At 60.9% G+C, this 24,717-nt stretch carries 22 protein-coding genes; 12 read left to right on the plus strand and 10 right to left on the minus strand.

The genetic code is table 11. The annotated features are described in order from the left end of the window. Positions 1 to 16 precede the first annotated feature (16 nt). From aceK to JFT44_RS12980, 7 genes are all read left to right on the plus strand, one after another. The gene (gene aceK / locus JFT44_RS12950) at positions 17 to 1,750 is read left to right on the plus strand and encodes a bifunctional isocitrate dehydrogenase kinase/phosphatase (protein WP_057441325.1); all 1,734 of its coding nucleotides are present in this window, start codon (positions 17 to 19) and stop codon (positions 1,748 to 1,750) included. Between the two features lie 207 nt (positions 1,751 to 1,957). Further along, positions 1,958 to 5,869, plus strand: a complete 3,912-nt coding sequence (gene hrpA, locus JFT44_RS12955) for an ATP-dependent RNA helicase HrpA (RefSeq protein WP_057958822.1) — start codon at positions 1,958 to 1,960, stop codon at positions 5,867 to 5,869. A 226-nt stretch (positions 5,870 to 6,095) separates the two neighbouring features. After that, positions 6,096 to 7,217, plus strand: coding sequence for a beta-ketoacyl-ACP synthase III (locus tag JFT44_RS12960; protein WP_057958823.1), 1,122 nt, complete (start codon positions 6,096 to 6,098; stop codon positions 7,215 to 7,217). A gap of 43 nt (positions 7,218 to 7,260) precedes the next feature. Further along, positions 7,261 to 7,875 (plus strand): RNA polymerase sigma factor, encoded by a 615-nt coding sequence (locus JFT44_RS12965; protein ID WP_057441254.1) that lies wholly within the window; start codon positions 7,261 to 7,263, stop codon positions 7,873 to 7,875. Continuing rightward, a complete protein-coding gene (locus JFT44_RS12970) occupies positions 7,869 to 8,102 on the plus strand; it encodes an anti-sigma factor (protein ID WP_057441249.1) in 234 nt (77 codons plus the stop codon). The genes JFT44_RS12965 and JFT44_RS12970 overlap by 7 nt, the downstream gene beginning before the upstream one ends. Before the next feature lie 336 nt (positions 8,103 to 8,438). Beyond that, the gene (locus JFT44_RS12975) at positions 8,439 to 9,773 is read left to right on the plus strand and encodes an OprO/OprP family phosphate-selective porin (protein WP_057958824.1); all 1,335 of its coding nucleotides are present in this window, start codon (positions 8,439 to 8,441) and stop codon (positions 9,771 to 9,773) included. A 165-nt stretch (positions 9,774 to 9,938) separates the two neighbouring features. After that, a complete protein-coding gene (locus JFT44_RS12980; protein ID WP_198830782.1) occupies positions 9,939 to 11,063 on the plus strand; it encodes a GNAT family N-acetyltransferase in 1,125 nt (374 codons plus the stop codon). Positions 11,064 to 11,165: 102 nt separating this feature from the next. Here JFT44_RS12980 and aqpZ read toward each other — a convergent pair whose 3' ends face one another. From aqpZ to JFT44_RS13005, 5 genes are all read right to left on the minus strand, one after another. Further along, on the minus strand, positions 11,166 to 11,867 hold the full coding sequence (aqpZ, locus tag JFT44_RS12985; RefSeq protein ID WP_057441240.1) for an aquaporin Z: 702 nt from the start codon (positions 11,865 to 11,867) through the stop codon (positions 11,166 to 11,168). A 164-nt stretch (positions 11,868 to 12,031) separates the two neighbouring features. Further along, positions 12,032 to 13,864 (minus strand): ABC transporter ATP-binding protein, encoded by a 1,833-nt coding sequence (locus JFT44_RS12990; RefSeq protein ID WP_169989935.1) that lies wholly within the window; start codon positions 13,862 to 13,864, stop codon positions 12,032 to 12,034. An 83-nt stretch (positions 13,865 to 13,947) separates the two neighbouring features. Next, a complete protein-coding gene (locus JFT44_RS12995) occupies positions 13,948 to 14,511 on the minus strand; it encodes a peptidylprolyl isomerase (protein ID WP_057441236.1) in 564 nt (187 codons plus the stop codon). 3 nt (positions 14,512 to 14,514) lie between these two features. After that, on the minus strand, positions 14,515 to 15,318 hold the full coding sequence (locus JFT44_RS13000; RefSeq protein ID WP_057958826.1) for an alpha/beta fold hydrolase: 804 nt from the start codon (positions 15,316 to 15,318) through the stop codon (positions 14,515 to 14,517). Between the two features lie 14 nt (positions 15,319 to 15,332). Then, on the minus strand, positions 15,333 to 16,256 hold the full coding sequence (locus JFT44_RS13005; protein WP_198830783.1) for a LysR family transcriptional regulator: 924 nt from the start codon (positions 16,254 to 16,256) through the stop codon (positions 15,333 to 15,335). Between the two features lie 49 nt (positions 16,257 to 16,305). On the opposite strand from JFT44_RS13005, the gene JFT44_RS13010 reads away from it, so the two are divergent. The 3 genes from JFT44_RS13010 to JFT44_RS13020 all read left to right on the plus strand — a co-directional run bounded on the left by JFT44_RS13010 (position 16,306) and on the right by JFT44_RS13020 (position 18,438). Further along, positions 16,306 to 16,620 carry a hypothetical protein gene (locus JFT44_RS13010; protein ID WP_057441229.1) on the plus strand — a complete coding sequence of 105 codons (315 nt, stop codon included), beginning with the start codon at positions 16,306 to 16,308 and terminating at the stop codon, positions 16,618 to 16,620. Between the two features lie 145 nt (positions 16,621 to 16,765). After that, the gene (locus tag JFT44_RS13015) at positions 16,766 to 17,365 is read left to right on the plus strand and encodes an FMN-dependent NADH-azoreductase (protein WP_057444346.1); all 600 of its coding nucleotides are present in this window, start codon (positions 16,766 to 16,768) and stop codon (positions 17,363 to 17,365) included. 203 nt (positions 17,366 to 17,568) lie between these two features. After that, complete coding sequence (locus tag JFT44_RS13020; protein ID WP_057441227.1) at positions 17,569 to 18,438, plus strand: carboxylate/amino acid/amine transporter; 870 nt, start codon at positions 17,569 to 17,571, stop codon at positions 18,436 to 18,438. Positions 18,439 to 18,558: 120 nt separating this feature from the next. Here JFT44_RS13020 and JFT44_RS13025 read toward each other — a convergent pair whose 3' ends face one another. After that, a complete protein-coding gene (locus JFT44_RS13025) occupies positions 18,559 to 19,857 on the minus strand; it encodes a mechanosensitive ion channel family protein (protein ID WP_057958828.1) in 1,299 nt (432 codons plus the stop codon). 193 nt (positions 19,858 to 20,050) lie between these two features. On the opposite strand from JFT44_RS13025, the gene JFT44_RS13030 reads away from it, so the two are divergent. After that, a complete protein-coding gene (locus JFT44_RS13030) occupies positions 20,051 to 21,397 on the plus strand; it encodes a DEAD/DEAH box helicase (RefSeq protein WP_057441220.1) in 1,347 nt (448 codons plus the stop codon). Between the two features lie 48 nt (positions 21,398 to 21,445). On the opposite strand, the gene JFT44_RS13035 is transcribed toward JFT44_RS13030, so the two are convergent. After that, the gene (locus tag JFT44_RS13035; RefSeq protein ID WP_057441219.1) at positions 21,446 to 21,721 is read right to left on the minus strand and encodes a hypothetical protein; all 276 of its coding nucleotides are present in this window, start codon (positions 21,719 to 21,721) and stop codon (positions 21,446 to 21,448) included. 155 nt (positions 21,722 to 21,876) lie between these two features. Between JFT44_RS13035 and JFT44_RS13040 the strand changes: the two genes are divergently transcribed. After that, on the plus strand, positions 21,877 to 22,266 hold the full coding sequence (locus JFT44_RS13040) for a hypothetical protein (protein ID WP_057441218.1): 390 nt from the start codon (positions 21,877 to 21,879) through the stop codon (positions 22,264 to 22,266). Between the two features lie 165 nt (positions 22,267 to 22,431). Here the strand turns inward: JFT44_RS13040 and JFT44_RS13045 are convergent, their stop codons facing one another. The 3 genes from JFT44_RS13045 to JFT44_RS13055 form a co-directional block, all read right to left on the minus strand. Further along, entirely contained in the window at positions 22,432 to 23,298 is an 867-nt protein-coding gene (locus tag JFT44_RS13045) for a DUF6279 family lipoprotein (RefSeq protein WP_198830795.1), read from the minus strand. Positions 23,299 to 23,364: 66 nt separating this feature from the next. Next, a complete protein-coding gene (locus tag JFT44_RS13050) occupies positions 23,365 to 24,087 on the minus strand; it encodes a TorF family putative porin (protein ID WP_057958836.1) in 723 nt (240 codons plus the stop codon). A 218-nt stretch (positions 24,088 to 24,305) separates the two neighbouring features. After that, on the minus strand, positions 24,306 to 24,485 hold the full coding sequence (locus tag JFT44_RS13055; RefSeq protein WP_007946007.1) for a hypothetical protein: 180 nt from the start codon (positions 24,483 to 24,485) through the stop codon (positions 24,306 to 24,308). Positions 24,486 to 24,717: the final 232 nt, after the last annotated feature.

Raw genomic sequence — 24,717 nt, forward strand, 5'->3', positions numbered from 1 at the left:
CGCAGAGGTCTCCGACATGCCGCAGCAAACGTCTGCCATCGACACCGCGCAGTCCATCGCCCAGATGATCCTCGATGGCTTCGACGATTACCGCGAACACTTTCGCCAGATCACCGACGGCGCCCGTGAGCGTTTTGAAAAGGCCCAGTGGCAAGAGGCGCAAACGGCCTCGGCGGCGCGGATCAACCTGTATGAAGAGAAGGTCGGCGAAGTCACCACGCGTTTGCGGGCTACCTTCGACGAGGGCGCGCTGCTGGACATCCAGTCCTGGCCCCTGGTCAAGAGTGCCTATATCAGCCTGATCGACCTGCGGTTTGACGATGAGCTGTCCGAGACCTGGTACAACTCGATCTTTTGCGGGCTGTTCAGCCACGACCTGATCAGCGACGGCTGCATGTTCATCCATACCACCCGCCCGAGCCTGCGCCGCGCCCGTGCTGCGCAAACCCGTACCTACAAGCCCCAGGGCCAACTGGCGGGCATGCTCGAGCAGATCTTCAGCGACTACCGCTTCAGCGAGCCCTACGCCGACCTGCCTGCCGACCTGCAGCGCCTGGAAGCACAACTGCGCGAGAACCTGCCGGACTGGGTGTGCAAGGATCCGGACCTCAACGTCGAGCTGTTTTCCTCGGTGCTCTATCGCAACAAGGGCGCGTACCTGGTGGGCCGCCTCTACACCCGCGATGAACAGTGGCCGCTGGTGATTCCGCTGCTGCACCGCGAAGGGCAGGGTATCCGCATCGACGCGTTGATCACCGATGAAGCCGATGTGTCGATCATCTTCTCGTTCACCCGCTCCTATTTCATGGTGGATGTGCCGGTGCCGGCGGAATTCATCGGCTTTCTCAAACGCATCCTGCCGGGCAAGCACATCGCCGAGTTGTACACCTCCATCGGCTTCTACAAACACGGCAAGTCGGAGTTCTACCGGGCGCTGATCAACCACCTGGCCAGCACCGATGACCAGTTCATCATGGCCCCGGGCGTGCGCGGGATGGTCATGAGCGTGTTCACCCTGCCGGGTTTCAACACGGTGTTCAAAATCATCAAGGACCGTTTCTCGCCATCGAAAAACGTCAACCGCGCCACGGTGATCGAGAAGTACCGCCTGGTGAAAAGTGTCGACCGGGTCGGGCGCATGGCCGATACCCAGGAGTTTGCCGACTTCCGTTTCCCCTTGAGCAAATTCGAGCCTGAATGCCTGGCCGAATTGCTGGAAGTGGCTGCCGGCACAGTCGAGGTGGAAGGCGACACGGTACTGATTCGCCACTGCTGGACCGAGCGGCGCATGACTCCGCTCAACCTCTACCTGGAGAACGCCAACGAGGCCCAGGTGCGCGAAGCCCTCGAAGACTACGGCCTGGCCATCAAGCAATTGGCGGCGGCGAATATCTTTCCCGGCGACATGCTGCTGAAAAACTTTGGCGTCACCCGTCATGGTCGCGTGGTGTTCTACGACTACGACGAGATCTGCTTCCTCACCGAAGCCAACTTCCGCCATATCCCGGCACCGCGCACCCCGGAAGATGAAATGGCCTCCGAGCCCTGGTACTCCATCGGCCCGCTGGACGTGTTCCCCGAAGAGTTCCCGCCATTTCTGTTTGCCGATGCCGGGCAACGGCGTTTGTTCGATGAGCTGCACGGCGAGTTGTACAACGCCGACTACTGGAAAGGCCTGCAGGAGGCGATTCGGGCGGGGAAGGTGATTGATGTGTTCCCGTATCGGCGCAAGGGCCTGGATAACGAATAGGGGCTAAACCCTGTGGGAGCTGTCGAGCCCCGGCGAGGCTGCGATAGCGCTGGGCCTGGCAGCATTGATGTTGGCCGTGCCGCCGTCATCGCAGCCTCGCCGGGGCTCGACAGCTCCCACGCGTGATTTACGCGGCCTTTAACGTTGTGTGCGCTTTTCTGCCACAATTGCCGGCCGTGCATAAATAGACGACCTTCAAAGTACCTGATGACTGACCAAGCGCCCGCTATCGACCAACTCCTGAAAAACCTCGATCACGCCATGCTCGCCGACCGCCACCGCTTGCGTCGGCAGTTGCTTGAGCTGCGCAAGAAGCCCGATGAGGAGAAGCTGGCGCAGTGGGTGGCGCGCATGCAGGCGTCCTGTGCCCAGGTCACGGCGCGCGCGGCCAGCGTGCCGCAGGTCCGCTATGACGACAGCCTGCCCATCGCCGCCAAGCGCGACGAGATCAAGGCGGCGTTGCTCAAGCATCAGGTGCTGATCATCGCGGGCGAAACCGGCTCGGGTAAAACCACGCAGTTGCCGAAGATCTGCCTGGAAATCGGTCGCGGCCAGTACGGCTTGATCGGCCATACCCAGCCCCGGCGGATCGCCGCGCGCAGTGTGGCGAGCCGGGTCGCGGAAGAGTTGGCCACCCCGCTGGGGGCGCTGGTGGGCTATCAGGTGCGGTTCGAGGACCAGAGCGACGCCAACACCCTGATCAAGCTGATGACCGACGGCATCCTGCTGGCCGAAACCCAGAACGACCGATACCTCGAGCGCTACGACACAATCATCGTCGACGAAGCCCACGAGCGCAGCCTGAACATCGACTTCCTGCTTGGTTACCTGAAGACCCTGCTGCCACGCCGCCCGGACCTGAAAGTCATCATCACCTCGGCGACCATCGACCTGGAGCGCTTTTCCAAGCACTTCGACGATGCGCCGATTGTCGAGGTCTCCGGGCGCACGTTCCCGGTGGAAACCTGGTATCGCCCGCTGACCCTGGAGCAGGACGAGGAAGGCAACCGCGTCGAAGACGACTTGACCGTGGACCAGGCGATCCTTGCCACCCTTGATGAAATCGCCGCCTTTGAACGCAGCGAGCGCAAGAGCCCAGGCGATGTGCTGGTGTTCCTGCCCGGTGAGCGCGAGATCCGCGATGCCGCCGATATGCTGCGCAAGGCCCAGCTCAAGCACACGGAAATCCTGCCGTTGTACGCGCGCCTGTCGCCGGCCGAGCAGCAGCGTATTTTCCAGTCCCATCCGGGGCGGCGCGTGGTGCTGGCAACCAACGTCGCGGAAACCTCGCTGACCGTGCCGGGCATCCGCTATGTGATCGACAGCGGCACCGCACGCATCAGCCGCTACAGCTACCGGGCCAAGGTCCAGCGCCTGCCGATCGAGGCGATTTCCCAGGCCAGCGCCAACCAGCGCAAGGGCCGCTGCGGTCGGGTCGAGCCGGGCATTTGCGTGCGCCTGTTCAGCGAAGAAGATTTTATCGGGCGCCCGGAATTTACCGACCCGGAGATCCTGCGCACTAACCTGGCGGCGGTGATCCTGCAGATGCTGCACCTGCGCCTGGGTGAAATTACCGACTTCCCGTTTATCGAGCCGCCGGATGGCAAGGCCATCAGCGATGGCTTCAACCTGCTGCAGGAACTCTCGGCGGTGGACCGTAACAGCCAGCTGACACCCCTGGGCCGGCAACTGGCGCGCCTGCCGGTGGACCCGCGCATGGGCCGCATGCTGTTGGAAGCGGCCAAGCTCGGCAGTTTGCAGGAAGTGCTGATCGTCGCCAGTGCCATGTCGATCCAGGACCCGCGCGAGCGCCCGCCGGAGCGCCAGCAAGCGGCCGACCAGGCCCACGCGCAATGGAAGGATCCCGATTCGGACTTCGCCGGGCTGGTCAATCTGTGGCGCGGCTTTGAAGAGCAGCGCCAGGAACTGACCGCCAGCCCGCTGCGCAACTGGTGCCGCAAGAACTTCCTCAATTACCTGCGCCTGCGTGAGTGGCGCGACTCCCATCGCCAGTTGAGCCTGATCTGCCGTGATATGCAGTTGACGGTCAACAAGGAACCGGCGGACTTCGCGAAACTGCACAAGGCGGTGCTGTCCGGCCTGTTGAGCCAGATCGGCCAGAAAACCGAAGACGGCGACTACCTCGGCGCCCGCCAGCGGCGCTTCTGGATTCATCCGTCATCGGGCATCGGCAAGAAGCGCCCGCAATGGTTGATGACCGCCGAACTGGTGGAGACCACCAAGCTGTATGCGCGCATGGTGGCCAAGATTGATGCCGACTGGATCGAGCCATTGGCCGGGCACCTGATCAAGAAAAACCACTTCGAACCCCACTGGGAGAAGAAGCGCGGCCAGGTCGTGGCCTTTGAACAGATCACCCTGTTCGGCCTGATTGTGGTGGGGCGCCGGCCCGTGCATTACGGGCCGGTGGACCCCGTGGTGTCCCGCGAGCTGTTTATCCGCGAAGGCCTGGTGCGTGGCGAGATCCAGTCCCGGGCCAAGTGCCTGACTGCCAATCAACAGCTGCTGGAGCAATTGGACGAACTGGAAGCCAAGGCCCGGCGCCGCGATATCCTGGCTGACGAAGAAACCCTGTACGCCTTCTACGACGCGCGCCTGCCGGCAGAGATCCACCAGACGGCGACCTTCGACAGTTGGTACAAGATCACCAGCCAGAAAGACCCGCAACTGCTGATCATGCGCGAAGAAGACGTGCTGGCCCGCGAAGCCAGTGAAGTCACCGCCGCCCATTACCCTGACACCTTGCACCTGGGCGACCTGGCCCTGGCCTTGAGTTATCACTTTGAACCCAACCACCCGCGCGACGGTGTGACCTTGCGCGTGCCCGCACCGCTGTTGCCGGCCTTGCCCGCCGAGCGCCTGGAGTGGCTGGTGCCCGGGCTGATCGAAGCCAAGTGCATTGCCCTGGTGCGCAACCTGCCCAAGGCCCTGCGCAAGAACTTCGTGCCGGTGCCGGACTTCGTCAAGGCCGCGCTGCAACGGATCGAATTTGCCCAGGGCTCGCTGCCCCAGGCGCTGGGGCGTGAGCTGTTGCGCATGACCGGCGCGCGGGTCAGCGACGAAGCCTGGAGCGAAGCCGCGCAGCAGGTGGAAAACCACCTGAAGATGAACCTGGAAGTGGTCGATGCCCAGGGCAAGTTCCTCGGTGAGGGCCGCGACCTGGCAGCGCTGACTGCGCGGTTTGTCGAAGCCAGCCAGGCCGCCCTGGCAGTGCCGCAAACTGCCAAAAGCCAGCAGCCGGTGGAGGCCAAGGTCTTCGCGGCGGTTGCCGAGACTACCCAGCAGAAGATTGCGGGCCTGTCGATGACGGTGTATCCGGCGCTGGTAGAAGAAAACGGCACGGTCAAGGAAGGACGTTTCTCCACGGCCGCCGAAGCCGAGTTCCAGCATCGCCGCGCCTTGCAGCGCTTGTTGATGCAGCAATTGGCCGAACCGGCAAAATTCCTGCGCGGCAAGCTGCCGGGCCTTACCGAGCTGGGGCTGATGTACCGCGAGCTGGGACGTATCGACGCCCTGGTGGAAGACATTTTGCTGGCCAGCCTCGACACCTGCGTGCTGGAAGGCGAGGCCAGTCTGCCCCGGGATGGCGCGGGGCTGGCAGCCCTGGCCGAGCGCAAGCGTGGTAGCTGGACCGAGCACGCTGAACGCCTGGCGCGCCTGACCCTGGAAGTATTGAAGCTGTGGCATGGCCTGCAAAAACGTTTCAAGGGCAAGATCGACCTGGCCCAGGCCGTGGCACTCAACGATATCAAGCAGCAACTAAGCAACCTGGTGTACCCGGGCTTTGTGCGCGAAACCCCGGCGCAGTGGTTCAAGGAACTGCCGCGCTATCTCAAGGCCATCGAGCTACGCCTGGAAAAACTGCCCAGCCAAGTGCAGAAGGACCGGGTCTGGAGCAGCGAGTTGAGTGGCCTGTGGAGCCAGTACCAGACGCGCCTGAACAAGCACACCCAGGAAGGCAAGCGCGATCCGCAGCTGGCGCTTTACCGCTGGTGGCTGGAGGAATACCGGGTGTCGTTGTTTGCCCAGCAGTTGGGCACCAAGGCACCGATTTCCGATAAGCGCTTGAGTAAACAGTGGAGCCAGGTCGAACCTTGACCTGTAGTGCCGGGGGCGGGTGTGCGCGTGACAGGCGCCAAACCCCCCGGTTTATGGCAAACTTCGCCGCTATAAATGCCGGGATCGTCTAGATTGGCTGTATCAGCCTCGACGCGCCGGGACAAAGCGTTTCCCCGTTTGATGTCCGCGCGGCGGACTAGAGCGACTTACGGTTTGGTACGAAGGTACCAATCCCTTCTGCCTGAACAGATTTAGAGGAACGACCGTGCATAACGTCGTCATCAGCGGCACAGGCCTGTACACCCCGGCCAACAGCATCTCCAACGAAGAGCTGGTGCAGTCTTTCAATGCTTACGTTCAACAGTTCAATGCCGACAACGCCGTGGCCATCGAGCAGGGCGACGTTCAGGCGTTGACCGAATCCAGCGCCGCCTTTATCGAAAAGGCTTCGGGTATCAAGAGCCGTTTTGTCATGGACAAGGACGGCATCCTCGACCCCAAGCGCATGACCCCCCGCCTGCCGGAGCGATCCAACGACGAGTGGTCGATCCTCTGCCAGATGGCCGTGGGCGCCGCCGAGCAAGCCCTGCAGCGTGCCGGCAAGACCGCCGCCGATATCGACGGGGTGATCGTCGCCTGCTCCAACCTGCAACGCGCCTATCCAGCCATTGCCATCGAAGTCCAGGAAGCCCTGGGCATCCAGGGTTTTGGTTTTGACATGAACGTGGCGTGTTCTTCGGCGACTTTCGGTATCCAGAACGCCTGCAACAGCATCCAGCTGGGCCAGGCCCGGGCGATCCTGATGGTCAACCCGGAGATCTGCACCGGCCACCTGAACTTCCGTGACCGTGACAGCCACTTCATCTTTGGCGACGCGGCGACTGCGGTGATTCTGGAGCGTGCCGACCTGGCGACGTCCGAGCACCAGTTCGACGTGGTGAGCACCAAGTTGCTGACCAAGTTTTCCAATACCATTCGCAACAATTTCGGCTTCCTCAACCGCGCGGCGGAAGAGGGGATTGGTGCACCAGACAAGCTTTTCGTGCAAGAAGGCCGCAAAGTCTTCCGTGATGTCTGCCCGATGGTTGCCGAATTGATCGGCCAGCACCTGACGGAAAACCAGTTGAGCGTTACCGATGTGAAACGCTTCTGGCTGCACCAGGCAAACCTGAGCATGAACCATCTGATCGTCAAGAAGCTGCTGGGCCGTGAAGCCGAGATCGAAGAAGCACCGGTGATTCTCGATACCTACGCCAACACCAGTTCGGCAGGTTCGGTGATTGCGTTCCACACCTACCAGGACGACCTGCCCAAGGGCGCGCTGGCGGTACTCAGCTCGTTTGGCGCCGGGTATTCGATTGGCAGCGTGATCCTGCGCAAGCGCTAAGAGCCAGGCAATTGCGGTCACGTCTTGCACAATGAGGTTTTGAATGGCAGCAGCCGACGACGCGCACCTGCTTGAACGCCTGCTCAAGGGTGAGCAGCAGGCCTACAAGGAGTTGGTCACCACCTACCAGAGCGCGATGCGTGCGGTGGCCTACGCCATCGTTGGCCAGCGCCATGCCGACGAGGTGGTGCAGGACGCCTGGCTCTCGGTAGTGCGCAGCCTTGCCCGGTTTGAGGGGCGTTCCAGCCTCAAGACCTGGCTGCTGACCATCACCGCCAACTCGGCCAAGGGGCGCTACAAGCAGAACCGTCGCGAGGTGTTGCTGGACGACCTGCCGTCGCCCCACGGCACCATCGGCGATGAGCGCTTTGCCGCCGGTGATGAGCATTGGCTGATTGCGCCCTTTGCCTGGCACCAGGACACTCCCGAGGCGCTGCTCACCGAAAACGAGCTGCGTGAATGTCTGGAGCACACCTTGCTGAGCCTTTCCGAGCTGCAAAGCAGCGTGCTGCTGTTGCGCGAGCGCCAGGGGCTGGAGCTGGAGGAGATTTGTAATCTTCTGCAGATCTCGCTCTCCAATGTGCGTGTACTGCTGCACCGGGCGCGGCTTAAAGTCTTCGCTACGGTGGAGCATTTCGAGGAAACCGGCGAATGTTGACCTGCAAAGAACAAGTGGCGCGCTCCAGCGATTTTCTCGATGGGCAACTGACCTTTCGTGAGCGCCTGTTGATGCGCCATCACCTGATGTTTTGTGCCAATTGCCGGCGCTTCATTCGCCAGATGCGCCTGATGCAGGCCACCTTGCGCCTCCTGCCCGAACCGCCGGTGAGCGATGCCGAGGCGTTGGCTGAACGCCTGGCTTCGGAGCGTAAACGCAACTCCTGACCCCAGAGCTGTCTGCGCTTCCCAAGGCCTGCGACGTCATCGTCGTGGGCTTTTTTACGTCTTTGAAAAGCCTTTCGGTGAAAAACATTGCAGGTTTGTAAGTTTTTTTCACCTTTTTTTCACCTGGCATTTCTCGTACTTTTTCTGCTCAAACCCACGCCGGCCGTAGGGTTGCGCTTATTCCCAGTGGTTGTAAGAAAGTTCCCTTGTAATAAAATATTTATCTTGCGGCAACTTGTCTGAAATATCCCCTCGCCAAGATCCCCTCCCAACACCAGCGGGCCAGAACCCGTGTGTTTTCCAACGCAAAAGACCACCAATTAGGGGAATTCTTCGATGATCCGTAAGCACTTCGCCGGTTTCGCGGCCAGCGCCCTGGCCCTGGCCGTTACCGCCCAGGCTTTCGCTGGTACTGTCACTACTGACGGCGCCGATATCGTTGTCAAAACCAAGGGCGGCCTTGAGGTTGCTACCACCGACCAGAACTTCAGCTTCAAGCTGGGTGGTCGCTTGCAAGCCGATTACGGCACATTTGACGGCTTCTACACCAAGAACGGTGACTCGGGCGACGCTGCTTACTTCCGTCGCGCCTTCCTGGAGCTGGGTGGCACCGTCTACAAGGATTTCAAATACCAACTCAGCTACGACTTCTCCCACAACTCGGGTAACTCCGACGACGGTTACTTCGACGAAGCGTCCATGTCCTATGTGGGCTTCAAGCCGGTGACCATCCGCGTCGGTCGCTTTGACCCGGATTTCGGTCTGGAAAAAGCCACCAGCTCCAAGTGGATCACCGCCATGGAGCGTAACTCGGCTTACGAGGTTGCAGACTGGGTCAACACCCACGAAAACGGCATGGGCATCCAGGTCAGCGGCACTGCGGCTGATATGTTCTACGGCTCCGCCAGCCTGGCTTCCAAGGACATCAACGACGAAGACGGCAAGGGCGTGAAGCAATTCAACGGCCGTATCGTGTTGGCACCGATGAACAAAGGCGGCAACGTCCTGCACTTCGGCTTGAACCTGGCGGCACGTGACCTGAACGACGCCGCCTTCGACTCGCGGATCCGTCCGCGTCTCGGCGCCCGTGGTGTAGCAACTACCGGTGGTAACGATGCCGGCTCCAACGGCAACCGCGCGACTTTCGGCGGTGGTGTGGGCCTGAACGCCAGCAACCTGACGGCGGTTGGCGCCTACGATACCGACACGGTATTCGGGGGTGAATTTGCCTTCGCCAGCGGTCCATTCTCGGTGCAGGCTGAAGCCCTGAGCCGCAAGATGAAAGCTGACAGCAATGCCTACCAGGACGTGAAAACCAGCGGTTTCTACGGCCAACTGGCCTACACCCTGACCGGCGAATCCCGTGCCTACAAGCTCGACGGCGGCAAGTTCGACGCCATCAAGCCTGAGAACAAGCAGTACGGCGCCTGGGAAGTGTTCTACCGCTACGACAACATCAAGGTTGACGACAAAAACATCGTCGTCAGCAGCGCTACCCGCGAAACCGGCGATGCCAAGGCCAACGTCAACACCCTGGGTGTGAACTGGTACGCCAACGAAGCGGTCAAGCTGTCCCTGAACTACAGCAAGGTCAGCACCGACAAGATCACCAACGCCAATGGCGATGACAGCGGTGATTCCATCGTCGGTCGTGTGCAGTACGTGTTCTAAGCAACGGTCATACCGCTCCAACGCGCTCTTTCTTCATCCGTTAAAGCGCGATCCTCTTTTTTACCCCGCCGATTGGCGGGGTTTTTTTTTGCTGCCCGCGCGGGCGGCGGGTTCTGTCAGAATGGCCTGAATATTGTGAGCGAGCGTTTACCGTCGGGGAATGGCATGCCGTTGAAACGTTTGAATAGCCTGTCCGAAGTATCGCCTGATGAATGGAACGCGTTGGTCCCCGAGGATCAGCCGTTTCTGCGCCATGCGTTCCTCAGTGCGCTGGAAGACAGTGCCAGCCTTGGCCGGCATTCTGGCTGGCAGCCGGAGCACTTGCTGCATTACGAGGGAGAGCGGCTGGTGGCGGCGCTGCCCAGCTACCGCAAATGGCACTCCTATGGCGAATACGTGTTCGACCATGGCTGGGCTGACGCTTGCGCACGCGCGGGCATCGAGTACTACCCCAAACTGCTGACAGCAGTGCCTTTCAGCCCGGTCAGCGGGCCGCGCTTGCTGGTGGCCAATGGTGCGGACGGCCTGGAGTTGCTCCAGAGCCTGCCTGGTTACCTGGAAATCGAAGGCCTTTCCAGTGCCCATATCAACTTCACCGATGCCCTGGCCGATGCCGCCCTGGGCCTGCAACCCGGTTGGCTTGCGCGTCTGGGTTGCCAGTTCCACTGGCAGAACCGCAGTTATCGCGACTTCCAGGACTTCCTCGACGCCCTGAGTTCGCGCAAACGCAAACAGATGCGCAAGGAGCGCGAACAGGTCGCGGGGCAGGGCATCGAGTTCGAGTGGCTGCAAGGTCATGAGCTGAGCGAGGCCCAGTGGGATTTTGTCTACGCCTGCTACGCCAACACCTACGCCGTGCGCCGGCAGTCGCCATACCTGACTCGCGCGTTTTTCAGCCTGCTGGCCGAACGCATGCCGCAGGCGATACGGGTGGTGCTGGCCAAGCAAGGGGCGCGGCCGGTGGCCATGGCGTTCAGCCTGGTCGGAGGCGACAGCCTATATGGCCGCTATTGGGGCTGCCTGGGCGAATTTGACCGGCTGCATTTCGAGACCTGCTTCTATCAAGGCATGGACTACGCGATCGCCAATAGCCTGCAGCGTTTCGACGCCGGGGCCCAGGGCGAGCACAAGTTGATTCGTGGGTTTGAGCCGGTGATTACCCATTCCTGGCACTACTTGCGCCATCCAGGCTTGAAAACCGCTGTGGCGGATTTCCTGGAACGCGAGCGGGTGGGGATTCTGGCGTATGCCGAGGAGGCGCGTTTGGCGTTGCCTTATCGACAGGTGTAGGGGCCAGCTTGCCGGCGATGACGGTGTATCTGCCCATGATGTGCTGGCAGTTAGTCCGTTATCGCCGGCAAGCCAGCGTCTACAAGGTGCATCGCGGTTGGATCAGGCCTTTTCTTCCTTGCCCAGCCAACGGTAGGTGATGCCACCGATCACCGCGCCAAGGATCGGCGCCAGCCAGAACAGCCACAGTTGCTGGATTGCCCACCCGCCGACAATCAGCGCAGGGCCGGTGCTGCGGGCCGGGTTGACCGAGGTGTTGGTGACCGGAATGGAGATCAGGTGGATCAGCGTCAGCCCCAGGCCAATGGCGATGGGCGCCAGGCCAGCCGGTGCACGACGGTCGGTGGCGCCGAGGATGATCAGCACGAACATCGCGGTCATCACCAGTTCAGTGACAAACCCCGCCGCCATTGAATAGCCGCCCGGCGAATGTTCACCGTAACCATTGGATGCCAGCCCCGCCGCCAGTTCGAAACCCGGTTTGCCGCTGGCAATGAAGTACAGCAAGGCCGCTGCCACCACGCCGCCAATGACTTGCGCGACGATATACGCAGGCATCTCCTTGGCCGCAAACCTGCCGCCGACCACCAAGCCCACGGTGACCGCCGGGTTGAGGTGACAGCCGCTGATATGGCCAATGGCAAATGCCATGGTCAACACAGTAAGCCCGAAGGCCAGCGATACACCCAACAGGCCGATTCCGACATCCGGGAAGGCTGCGGCCAGAACGGCACTCCCGCAGCCACCCAACACCAGCCAAAACGTACCCAACCCTTCCGTAACGGAACGTCTGAACAGAGACATGAACGCGTCCTTCTAAATCAACGGGTGTGATGCTTCCCTGCAGTCTGATGTCAGGGCCCTCCTGGACCCTGATTGCAGTACAGCAGGATTGTGATACACGGCCAGCAAGATAGAAAAAACTGTCAGAATTGTTCGGAATTGATAGCGCCGTTAGTAGTCCGAAATCAGTCGATACCTACGAAACCTCCGGTCTGGTGCTGCCACAATCGTGAGTACAGGCCGCCATGTGCCAGCAACTGGGCATGGCTGCCACTCTCGGCGATCTGGCCTTTTTCCAGGACCACCAACCTGTCCATTCGGGCAATCGTGGACAGGCGGTGAGCGATGGCGATCACCGTCTTGCCTTGCATCAGGGTTTCCAGGCTTTCCTGGATGGCCGCTTCCACTTCCGAGTCCAGGGCCGAGGTGGCTTCGTCCATGATCAGGATCGGTGCGTCCTTGAGCAGGACCCGGGCGATAGCGATGCGCTGGCGTTGCCCGCCGGAGAGTTTCACCCCGCGCTCACCGACGTGGGCATCCAGGCCAATCCGGCCCTCGGCGTCCGACAGCAGCGGGATAAATTCGTCGGCGCGGGCCTTGCGGATCGCGTCCCAGAGCTCTTGGTCAGTGGCATCGGGCTTGCCATACAGCAAGTTGTCGCGGATCGAGCGGTGCAGCAGCGAGGTGTCCTGGGTAATCATGCCGATGCGTTCGCGCAGGCTTTCCTGGGCCACTTCGGCAATGTTCTGGCCGTCGATCAGGATGCGTCCGCCTTGCAGGTCGTAGAGGCGCAGCAGCAGGTTGACCAGGGTCGATTTGCCGGCACCGGACGGGCCAATCAGGCCGATCTTCTCCCCCGGGTTGATGACCAGGTTCAGGCCACCGATGATGCCGCTGCTCTTGCCATAGTGGAAGTCGACCTGTTCGAAGCGCACTTCGCCGTGGGGCACGCTCAGGCGCGGGGCGTTTTCGCGGTCGATCACCGCCAGCGGTTGGGCGATGGTTTTCAGGCCGTCCTGGACCATGCCGATGTTCTCGAAAATGCCGTTGACCACCCACATGATCCAGCCGGACATGTTGACGATGCGGATCACCAGGCCGGTGGCCAGGGCAATGGCACCGACCGAGATCAGCGACTGCGTCCACAGCCACAGGGCCAGGCCGGTGGTGGTGACGATCAGCAGGCCGTTCATGGTGGTGATGACCACGTCCATGCTGGTGACCACGCGGCTGGCCAGCTGGGTTTTTTCGGTCTGCTCGATGATCGCTTCCTTGGCGTACTCCTGTTCGGACTGGGTGTGGGCGAACAGCTTCAAGGTGGTGATATTGGTGTAGCCATCAACGATGCGGCCCATCAATTTGGAGCGCGCCTCGGACGAGATGACCGAGCGTTCCTTGACCCGTGGCACGAAGTAGCGCAGCGCCAGGCTGTAGGCGATGATCCAGGTGACCAGCGGGATCATCAGGCGCCAGTCGGCTTCGGCGAACAGCACCAGGGAGCTGATGGCGTAGATTGCTACGTGCCAGATGGCATCGACGGCGGCCACGGCCGAGTCGCGCAGCGAGTTGCCGGTCTGCATGATGCGCTGGGCAATACGCCCGGCGAAGTCGTTCTGGAAGAAGTTCAGGCTCTGCTTGAGCACATAGCTGTGGTTCTGCCAGCGGATCAGGCTGGTCATGCCGGGGCTGATGGTCTGGTGCACCAGCAAATCGTGCAGGGCACCGAAGATCGGGCGCAGCAGCAAGGCAACCACGGCCATCCAGATCAACTCGGTGGCGTGGATCTGGAAGAAGTTGGCCGGCGGCGTGCCTTGGGCCAGGTCGATGATGCGGCTCAGGTAGCTGAACAGCGCCACTTCAATCAGCGCGCCGATCAGGCCCACCACCAACAGCGCGGCAAAACACGGCCACACCTGGCGCAGGTAATAGAGGTAGAAGGGTAGGACTTTATCCGGAGGTGCCGCGCTGGGAGCGTCGCGGAAGATGTCGATCAGTTGTTCAAAACGACGATAGAGCATTAGGTCTGACGCCCGCCGGGCGGGCTCTCCTTGTTAAAGACGCGCGCGGCCTTGTGGGCGGCGCGCGCAACTCCCTGTGAACCTTAGTCGATGCGCTTGGCCGACTTGATCAGGACAGGGTCGATAGGCACGTTTTGCATGCCTTGTTTGGTAGTGGTTTGCGAGTTGACGATGATATCGACCACGTCCATGCCCTTGACCACTTTGGCGAACACCGCGTAGCCCGCATCGCGGCCTGGGTCGAGGAAGGCGTTGTCGGCCACGTTGATAAAGAACTGGCTGGTGGCCGAGTTCGGATTGCTGGTGCGGGCCATGGACAAGGTGCCGCGCACGTTATGCAAGCCGTTGCTGGCTTCGTTCTTGATCGGCGCTTCAGTAGGCTTTTGCGACATCTGCTGGGTGAACCCGCCACCTTGCACCATAAAACCCGGGATCACCCGATGAAAAATGGTGTTGGTGTAGAAGCCCTTGTCGACGTAGGACAGGAAGTTCTCGGTACTGATCGGCGCCTTGACCGGATCCAGTTCGATTTCGATGTCGCCATTGGTGGTGGAGATCAATACGTGTGGTGCCTTGGCCGGCGTGGCCGCCATCAGGTTGGCAGCAAACAGAACAGAACCGGCAAAAACGGCGATTTTTTTCAGCATGGGTCAGTGATCCTGGGAAGTGGTTTCGACTGTCTTGAGAAAATCGAGCAGGGTTGTGTTGAAGGTTTCGGGTTGGTCCAGCGGTGTCGCGTGACGCGAATCCTCGATCACCACCAACCGCGCATCAGGCAGCAGTTTTACATAGATTTCTTTTTGCGCCACTGGGGTGTAGTCGTGGTCGGCGCTGATGACCAGGGTTGGACAGGCGATTCTGCAGAGTCGTTCCTGTACGCCCCAGCCCACAATGGCATCGAAGCTGGCGAGGTAAGCACGTTTGTCGTTTCTTGCCCAGCGTTCGCGCATTTTGCGCCGCAGGTCGGCCTGTGCGGGTTTGGGGAACAACCGGTCGCCGAGTGCCTTGCCGATGGTATTCAAGCTGAGCACGCGGGCCAGGCCCCAGCGCTTGGCCCATTGCCAATAGTCATTGGCGCTGCGCACCTTGACCTCGGGCGCGCTGTTGACGATACACAGGCTTTTGAGCAACTGCGGTTGGTCGACCGCCAGTTGAAAGGCGATCATCCCGCCCATCGACAGGCCGACCACATGGGCAGCGGGCAGTTGCAGGTGTTCGATCAACGCCACCAGGTCTGCGGTAAAGCCGGCGATGCTGTAGCGCTCCCGGGGTTTGTCGGAGCGCCCGTGACCGCGCACATCCAGCAGCACCAGGCGGTAATGCCGGGACAACACGGGGATTTGCAGTTCCCAATCCTGGCAACTGGAGCCCAGGCCGTGGATCAGGATCAGTGGCACGCCGTGGCCATATTCCTCGTAATGCAGGGTGCAACCTTCATGTTCGAAATAGGCCATGGGTGAACTCCGTGTCAGGCTTGCCGGGGAGCGGCAAAGGGTGCGTCCAGCGGTGCAGTGTCGAAGGTGCGCAGCAGCTCGACCAGAATCTGCGTGGCCGGGCCCAGGGGCTTGTCCTTGTTCGAGTACAGGTAGAACGTGGGGTGGCGGCTGCCGCCTTGCTCCAGGGGCAGTTGCTTGAGCAGGCCTTCCTTTAGCTCACGCTCGATCATGTGCCGGGGCAGCCAGGCAAACCCCAGGCCGCTGCCGACGAAGGCGGCGGCGGTGGCCAGGCTGCCCACGGTCCAGCGCTGCTCGGCGCCGAGCCAGCCGACGTCCCGCGGTTGCTGGCGACCGGAGTCGCGGATCACCACCTGCATCTGGCTTTCCAGGTCCTGGAAGCTCAGTTCGCGGTTGAGTCGGTGCAACGGGTGTTCAGGGTGGGCCACGGCGACAAATTCCACGTCGCTCATTTCCGTGCCCAGGTAGCCGGGAATGCTGAAGCCGCTGATCGCCAGGTCGGCCACGCCTTCAATCAGCAGATCCTCGACACCCGACAGCACTTCTTCGCGCAGGCGCACGCGGCAGCCCCGGCTTTGCGGCATAAAGGCGGTGAGGGCGCGCACCAGGCGGGCGTTGGGGTAGGCGGCATCGACCACCAGGCGTACTTCGGCCTCCCAGCCTTGTTCCATATGATGGGCCAGGTCTTCCAACTGGCTGGCGTTTTTGACCAGTTGCCGGGAGCGGCGCAACAGCACCTCGCCGGCCTCGGTGAGCACGGCCTTGCGCCCGTCGATGCGCAATAGAGGCACGCCCAACTGGTCTTGCATGCGGGCCACGGTGTAGCTCACCGAGGATTGCGAGCGGTGCAGCACTTCGGCTGCCTGGGCGAAGCCGCCATGGTCAACCACGGCTTGCAACGTGCGCCATTGATCAAGGGTCACGCGGGGCGCTTTCAAGATGAGCTCCTCTTGTCCTAAGCTGGCGGTCCTTATTGGAGACTGCCGAATGAGAAAATTCTGTTGTGTATTGCTGGCACTGTTGCCGTTGAGCGCGTTCGCCTATCCGATCGATGTGTCAAAGTCGATCAAGGGGGTCAGCATCGACTACAACGCTTCCGATGTTGACGGTGATATCAGCTCCATCCAGCTCAGTAACTACGGCAGCAATGACGCTGCGTGTACGGTCGCGTTTACCAATGGCCCGGAGCCAGCGCGGGTGCGCAAGGTCACGGTCCCTGCCGGGAAAAGCACCAACACTACGGTCAAGTTCAGCCGCGCGATTATCAAGATGCGGATCAAACTGACCTGCGAACCCAAATAATTCGCTGCGGGGCCTTGGCCATGCCCCGCTTATAAACAACTTTATAGATGGGTTATAGCAGTTTTTTGCGCTTTTTTATCGAATGGGCTCTGTTTAACCTTCACTCCATCGACTTACAGCAATTACCGATGGAGCTTACAAAGCCATGTCTAACGTTCTGATCATCGAAAGCAGCGCCCGCCAGCAGGATTCTATTTCCCGCCAACTGACCCAACAGTTCATCAGCCAATGGCAGGCGGCCCATCCGGCCGATCAGATCACCGTGCGCGACCTGGCCGTCAACCCAGTGCCGCACCTGGACGCCAACCTGTTGGGCGGCTGGATGAAGCCGGCCGAGCAGCGCAGCGTGGATGAGCAGGCGTCCCTGGAGCGCTCCAACCACCTGACCGACGAACTGCTGGCCGCCGATGTGCTGGTGATGGCCGCGCCGATGTACAACTTCGCCATCCCCAGCACCCTCAAGGCCTGGCTTGACCATGTGTTGCGGGCCGGCGTGACCTTCAAGTACACCGCCACCGGTCCCCAGGGCCTGTTGACCGGCAAGCGCGCGTTTGTGCTGACCGCCCGTGGTGGCATCCACACCGGCGCGAGCAGCGATCATCAGGAACCGTATCTGCGCCAGGTCATGGGTTTTATCGGGATCCATGATGTGACCTTTATCCACGCCGAAGGGGTGAACCTGGGTGGCGACTTCCAGGAAAAGGGCTTGAACCACGCCAAGGCCCTGCTGGCACAGGTTGCCTGACGCGTTAATCGCCAGATAATCGCGCGATGTTTTTATAGCTCCACGCAACCCTTCAAGTACGCGTATCGAACCTCCCTTTGCACTTGTTGCTCCTGAGTGCTCCTGCCCGACTGCCGCTTTAGCGAGGTCGGGTTTTTTTTGCGCCGAGTTTCGCCCCGCCGTGAAAGACGCTAATGTCGCGCCCATTCGAATATGAGGCGCACATGGGCTACTTACTGATTGTCACGCTGATCCAGGCGTTTTCCTTCAGCCTGATCGGCGAATACCTGGCGGGTCATGTCGACAGCTATTTCGCCGTGCTGGTGCGCGTGCTGCTGGCCGGGCTGGTGTTTATCCCCCTGACCCGCTGGCGCTCGGTGGAGCCTGCGTTCATGCGCGGCATGCTGCTGATCGGCGCGTTGCAGTTCGGCGTGACGTACGTGTGTCTGTATTTGAGCTTCCGCGTGTTGACGGTGCCGGAGGTGTTGCTGTTCACCATCCTCACGCCATTGCATGTGACCTTGATCGAAGACGCGTTGAACCGGCGCTTCAACCCCTGGGCGCTGATTGCCGCGCTGGTGGCGGTGGCGGGGGCGGCGGTGATCCGCTTTGACCAGATCAACCCGGACTTCTTCATGGGCTTTTTGTTGCTGCAACTGGCCAACTTCACCTACGCCGCCGGGCAGGTGCTGTACCGGCGCCTGGTGGCACGACACCCGAGCGACCTGCCGCACTACCGGCGCTTTGGCTATTTCTACCTGGGGGCATTGGCCGTGGTGTTGCCGGCGTTCCTGCTGTTCGGCAAGGCCAACTTCCTGCCTGAAGCGCCGTTGCAGTGGGGTGTGTTGCTGTTTCTGGGCCTGGTCAGCACTGCCTTGGGTCTGTACTGGTGGAACAAGGGCGCCTGCCTGGTCAACGGCGGCACCCTGGCGGTGATGAACAACCTGCATGTGCCGGTGGGGCTGCTGCTCAATCTGCTGATCTGGAACCAGCATGAGCCGCTGGGGCGCCTGTTCCTGGGCGGGGCGGTGATTGTGGCGGCGGTGTGGATCAGCCGGTTGGGGATTCGCCCGGCGCCGCTCAGCCGGCAATGATCGTTCCCAAAGGTGGGGGCGGGCTTGCCCGCGATAGCGGACGATCAGTAACAGATGTGTTGACTGACCCACCGCTATCGCGGGCAAGCCCTCTCTAACCAGGCGCTGCTTCGCGCCTGGTTAGAGCGTAGCCTTCTCCGGCACCGGCAAATGACTGGCACCCAACACCGCCGGCAGTACTCCGGCCCGCAGGTCATTACCACTCGGCTGCTGATACAGGCTCAAACCAAACTCCGGCAGCACCGCCAGTAAGTAGTCAAAAATATCCCCCTGGATCCGCTCGTAATCCGCCCACGCCGTGGTGCGGGTAAAGCAGTAGATTTCCAGGGGCACACCCTGGGAGGTGGTCTGCATCTGGCGCACCATGCAGGTCATGTTCGGTTGGATATCCGGATGGCTCTTCAGATAAGCCAGGGCATAGGCGCGGAAGGTGCCCAGGTTGGTCATGCGCCGGCGGTTGGCCGACAACTGCGCGCTGTGGCCCTGGGCTTCGTTCCAGGCCTTCAATTCTGCCTGTTTGCGGCTGATGTAGTCGGTCAGCAGGTGGACCTGGGTCATCCGCACTTCTTCATCATCACGCAGGAAACGCACGCCGGCCGCGTCGATAAACAGGCTGCGCTTGATCCGCCGCCCGCCCGAGGCCTGCATGCCGCGCCAGTTCTTGAACGATTCGGACATCAGGCGCCAGGTGGGGATCGAGACGATGGTCTTGTCGAAGTTCTGCACCTTGACCGTATGCAAGGTGATGTCCACCACATCGCCATCGGCGCCGACCTGGGGCATTTCGATCCAGTCGCCGACCCGCAGCATGTCGTTGCTGGTCAATTGCACACTGGCGACAAATGACAGCAGCGTGTCCTTGTAGACCAACAGGATCACCGCCGACATCGCACCCAGCCCTGACAGCAGCAACAGCGGCGAGCGGTCGATCAAGGTTGCAACGATGATGATCGCGCCAAACACGAACAGCACCATTTTCGCCAGTTGCACATAGCCCTTGATCGAGCGCGTGCGGGCATGTTCGGTGCGTGCGTAGATATCCAGCAGGGCGTTGAGCAGGGCGCTCATGGCCAATACCTGGAACAGAATGGTGAACGCCAGCGCCACGTTGCCGATAAACAGCGTGCTGGTCTTGCTCAATTCCGGCACCAGGTGCAGGCCGAACTGGATCACCAGCGACGGCGTCATCTGGGCCAGGCGGTGGAAGACTTTGTTATGGCGCAGGTCATTGAGCCAATGCAGGGCAGGTTGGCGGCCGAGCAACTTGACCGCATGCAGGATCAGGTAGCGTGCCACCCGTCCGACCAGCAGGGCCACCACCAGCAGCACCAGCAAAGCCAGGCTTGAATGCAGTAGCGGATGTTGGTCCAGGGCACCCCAGAGGTCTTGGACGTTGAGCCAGAGCTGTTTGATATCCATGGTTTAACGCGATTCTTCTGTAAGACATGACGGGGCGATTAGAGCATTTAAGTGCTGCAAAGTTGTGCAGGCAGACAAATCACCTGACAAAAAACCATCTGTTTGGCCCACTTCGCGTAAAGAAACTCGGCCTGAGCGCCCGAAACCGTTACCCTATGCAGCTGATTTTTTGTATTTCTTCGAGGTAGCACCCGTGTTTTCCCAATTCGCCCTGCACGAACGCCTGCTCAAAGCCGTGGCCGAGCTTAAATTTGTCGAGCCTACGCCTGTGCAAGCAGCGGCCATCCCGCTCGCGCTCGAAGGGCGTGACCTGCGGGTGACGGCTCAAACCGGGAGTGGCAAGACCGCCGCTTTCGTCCTGCCGATCCTCAACCGTCTGATCGGCCCGGCCAAGATCCGCGTCAGCATCAAGACCCTGATCCTGCTGCCTACCCGTGAGCTGGCCCAGCAGACCTTGAAGGAAGTGGAACGCTTCTCGCAGTTCACCTTCATCAAGTCCGGCCTGATCACCGGGGGCGAAGACTTCAAGGTCCAGGCCGCCATGCTGCGCAAGGTCCCGGATATCCTGATCGGTACCCCTGGGCGGATGATCGAGCAACTGAACGCCGGCAACCTGGACCTCAAGGAAGTCGAAGTGCTGGTGCTGGACGAAGCCGACCGCATGCTCGACATGGGCTTTGCCGACGACGTGCAGCGCCTCGTCGAAGAGTGCGTCAACCGCCAGCAGACCATGCTGTTCTCCGCCACCACCGGCGGCTCGACCCTGCGCGAGATGGTCGCCAAGGTCCTGAACAACCCTGAGCACCTGCAGGTCAATAACGTCAGCGACCTGAACTCCACCACCCGCCAGCAGATCGTCACCGCTGACCACAATGTGCATAAAGAGCAGATTCTCAACTGGCTGCTGGCCAACGAGACTTATCAGAAAGCCATCGTGTTCACCAACACCCGTGCCATGGCCGACCGGATCTACGGGCGCCTGGTGGCGCAGGAGTACAAGGCGTTTGTATTGCACGGTGAGAAGGACCAGAAGGACCGCAAGCTGGCGATCGACCGACTCAAGCAGGGCGGCGTGAAGATTCTGGTAGCCACCGACGTCGCCGCCCGCGGCCTGGACGTGGAAGGCCTGGACATGGTGATCAACTTCGATATGCCGCGCAGCGGCGACGAATATGTGCACCGTATCGGCCGTACCGGGCGTGCCGGCAACGATGGCCTGGCCATCTCGCTGATCTGCCATGGCGACTGGAACCTGATGTCGAGCATCGAGCGCTACCTCAAGCAGTCGTTCGAGCGCCGCACCATCAAGGAAGTCAAAGGCACCTACACCGGGCCGAAGAAGGTCAAGGCTTCGGGCAAGGCCGTGGGCGTGAAGAAGAAAAAGGTCGACGCCAAGGGCGACAAGAAGAAAACCGGCGCCAAGTCGCCGACCAAGCGCAAGATCGCCAACCGGCCGAAGACCGACAACCTGTCGTTGGTCAGCAAGGACGGCATGGCGCCGCTCAAGCGCCGCAAGCCAGAAGCACCGGCTGCCGAGTAATACGCCAGCGCACTAAAAAACCGGACAATGTCCGGTTTTTTTATGCCCTCAGTTTTTCGCCTTGGCCGCCGCTTCCTTCAACTCCTTGAGTCGCGCCTCGATCAACTGGCACTTGTCGGGAAATTTCGCACTTTCGGTGTCCAGGTCCATCTGCTGCAGCTCGTCGTTGATTTCCTTGGCCTTGGTCGGGTTCTGCTGGGTGAGGGTGCTGACTTCCTTGGCCAGTTGTTCGCGTTTTTCCGTGGCTTCTTCCGGGGTACAGGCCCAGGCGGGCAGGGCGCTCAACAGGGCGGCTGCGACAGCCAGTTGCATCAGGGTTTTCATGGGGTAGACCTCCTTGGCGGTGATACCCGGTTGAGGGGGCTGGCCTGTGAAAAGTTCAGTGCAATCACGCCTGTCTACCCGGCTGAACGCCCGCAGCCGCCACAGGTCACAACTTTTGAAGGCACCCAGTCGGTGTGCCTGCAGGAGGATTCAGGATGAGCACTTACAATTGGGATCTGATCGAACGTCTGTTGCATGAAGTACAGAACGGCGAGGGCAGCTTTGCCCCGCGCAAATATGCCGAACAGGAAGCGGCCGATAAGGCCACGGCCGGCGAGTTCACTGGCGATCTGGATGCGTTGAAAAAGACCGCCGCCGATTACGAAGCGCTGTTGTTCAAGCGCGGCTTTATCGAGTCCCGGCCTGAAGACGAGGGCGGCAACGGCGAGAATTTCATTTTGACGCCCCTGGGCGCGCAGTTGCTGGCATTGATCGACAGCGCCATCCCGGGTAACGATCATCCGCGCCAGGTGCTGGACGAGCAGGCCGACGCGCTGGACCCGGCGACGTTCGAGATGGTGGCGGCCAAGGCGCAAATCGCCTGAACCGGCTGCAACTGTCAAATCGGTAATCTTGTACAGCCCCGGGCAACCGGGTGTGCTTTCGGGCACCTGTCTATCGGCCAGGCCGCAGTCAATATCACCGGTAGAGTGCGCACCGAGCTGACCATCCTGGGCGTGCGCCTGTGGTTCTGAGGGCGGTGTAGACGTCTAGGCCGGGCTGCCCTTGAGGCACTTGAGTGCCTGGAAATCGCTGCGCACCTTAGCGATTCTCTGCACCAGCTTCTGGCGTTGTTGCACCGTGCTTTCGGCCATCACGTCCACCAGCAGACTGCGGGCTGCGGCTTCGGTCTGGGCATAGGCCTGGCGATAGTCCGCGGTCCACAGGCTTTCACGGTCCACCAGCAACTGCTCCATCTTGCGTGGGAAGTCGCTGCTGGCCCGTTGATTGACTGCGGCGATGAACTGCGCCTGCCAATGGGCACGGTTGCCGATCCATTGCTGGTTCTGCGCGCCGAGGGCAGTGGACCAGGCCAGCACACGCTCTTGCTGGCTGGCGCTCAATGGGCCTAGCCAGGCATCCAGGCGCTTGCTCATGCGCTCGCTACGCTCCTTGATCTGTTGCTCCAGGGGCGGCTTGAGGTATTCGTCCTGGCGTTTGCCCAGGTCCTTGGTCAGCGCGGCATCCATCTCGCGCACCTGCTGCTCATCCAGCCCGCGCAGCAACTCGATGGCTGATGGGGTGATTTGCCGGGCGACGTCGGCGATTGCTTGCTTGGCTTCAAGGGCGTGGGCTTGCAGGGCGGCGTCACTGACCTGGTGGCTGTCGACCATCTGCTGCAGGCGGTCGAGCCAGTCCAGGTAGCCAGGTAGCTGGGTGGTGCAGTGCCAGGCCAGGTGTTCCTTGAGCGTGTCGTTGAACCAGCTTTTCTGCCCGGCGTTCATGTCCAGGTAGTCGTTGAGGGTCCAGGGGATGATCACGTCGAGATTGCGATAGGCCAGGCCCACGCGGTTGCAGCCGGCAAGCAGGACGCTCAGGACCAGTAAAGCAGCCAGGATTCTTAACCGACGCAGCATGGGCGAGTCCTTGCGCAGACCAGGGATGTTCATCTGAACCCGCCGGGGGCGTGACAGTTCAGCCCATCAATAAAACGACCGCTCGGCCTTTAGGGTCAACAGGCCATCACATTGCGAATTGTGTCCAGAGTAGGCTGAGCAGTCGCTGCCGTTGAGGTTGGAGTCGCTGTAGATCAGGTCCAGGTCCATGCCCATCCACGGTCGGGAGAATTTCACCGACCAGTCGCTGAAACTGCGGATCGAGCCGCCCTCCACCGAGGCCGGGGCGCCCAACTGATGAGTGGTGTACTTCATGCTCACGCCAATGCCAAACGGCTGGGTGCCGCCCAGGTCGGCAAACAGGGTGCTGTCGCGACGGTCGGGGTCGTTGCCCAGTGACACGCCAAACCGATTGCCCAGCAGGTTCAGGCCGCCGTAGAACTCCTGGCTGTCGAGGGGGCTCAGCTTGGGGTAGCTGTAGTGAATCATCCCCAGTTCATAGCCCAGGGTCTGGTCGAACGGGCGCTTGAAGCCCATGTAGGAATCGACTTCCAGTTTGCTCGCGGGCGACAGGCCCATGCTCGGAGAGAACTGGCCGAAGTACAGGCCGCTGGCGTGGCTCAGGTCGAGGCCGCCGTGAAACGAGTTGCTGCCCGGTGTGGTGGGTTTGACCAGGCCCTGGGCCATGCTGCGGCCGGGCGTGGTGCCCAGTTTCAAGTCGAAGTCGCCCAGTTCACGCTGGAACACCTGCGCTTCGGCGAGGGGGCTGGCAAGCAGGGCGCTGACCAGAAAAATACAGGGTTTGAGCACGCTTCACTCCATGAAAAGCGAGGAGCAGTAACGGGAGAAATCGGGCAAATGCCCGTTCTAGACGTGTGCAAGCATACCGGCGAAAGTCAGGTATTGAGACCCGCTCGTCGATTGGCGTGGTTGAATGTGTGTCGGGGGGATGTTGCTGGCTCTAGTCCTAGCGCCTTGATAGGCAAGGCGCTTAGGGACCAGGTGGGGTGCGTAGGCGGCTTGCGCGCTTACTTCTTACCCAGGGTGATCTGCTTGGACGGGCCGAATGTCTGGCCGCTCACGCCCTTGGCGATCTGCTGGATTTCGCCACCGGACTTGAGGAACGCGGCGATTTGGTTGTTGATCGATTCGCTGGTTTCAACGGCGGGAGCTGGCTTTGCTTTGCTGTTGGATGCTTTTACGCGCATGGCGGCCACTAACCTGTAGAAAATTAACTTGGCCAGGCATCGTACATGAAATGCTTGACAATTGCTTGGTAAATATCTCCCAGGAATAAGCTGCGCTATTATAGAAGCCCGAAGTTGGTCTTTGGTCGAAGGCCCTAACTCGCTGTTTTAAATAGAAACCGTGGGTAAAAATAGCACCTGGCCATTGCTGCACGGCGGCAGCTTGACCTGACGAGCGGGGCAATTGTCGGCA

The organism is Pseudomonas sp. MF5691, assembly GCF_016405645.1.
Lineage (GTDB): Bacteria > Pseudomonadota > Gammaproteobacteria > Pseudomonadales > Pseudomonadaceae > Aquipseudomonas > Aquipseudomonas shahriarae.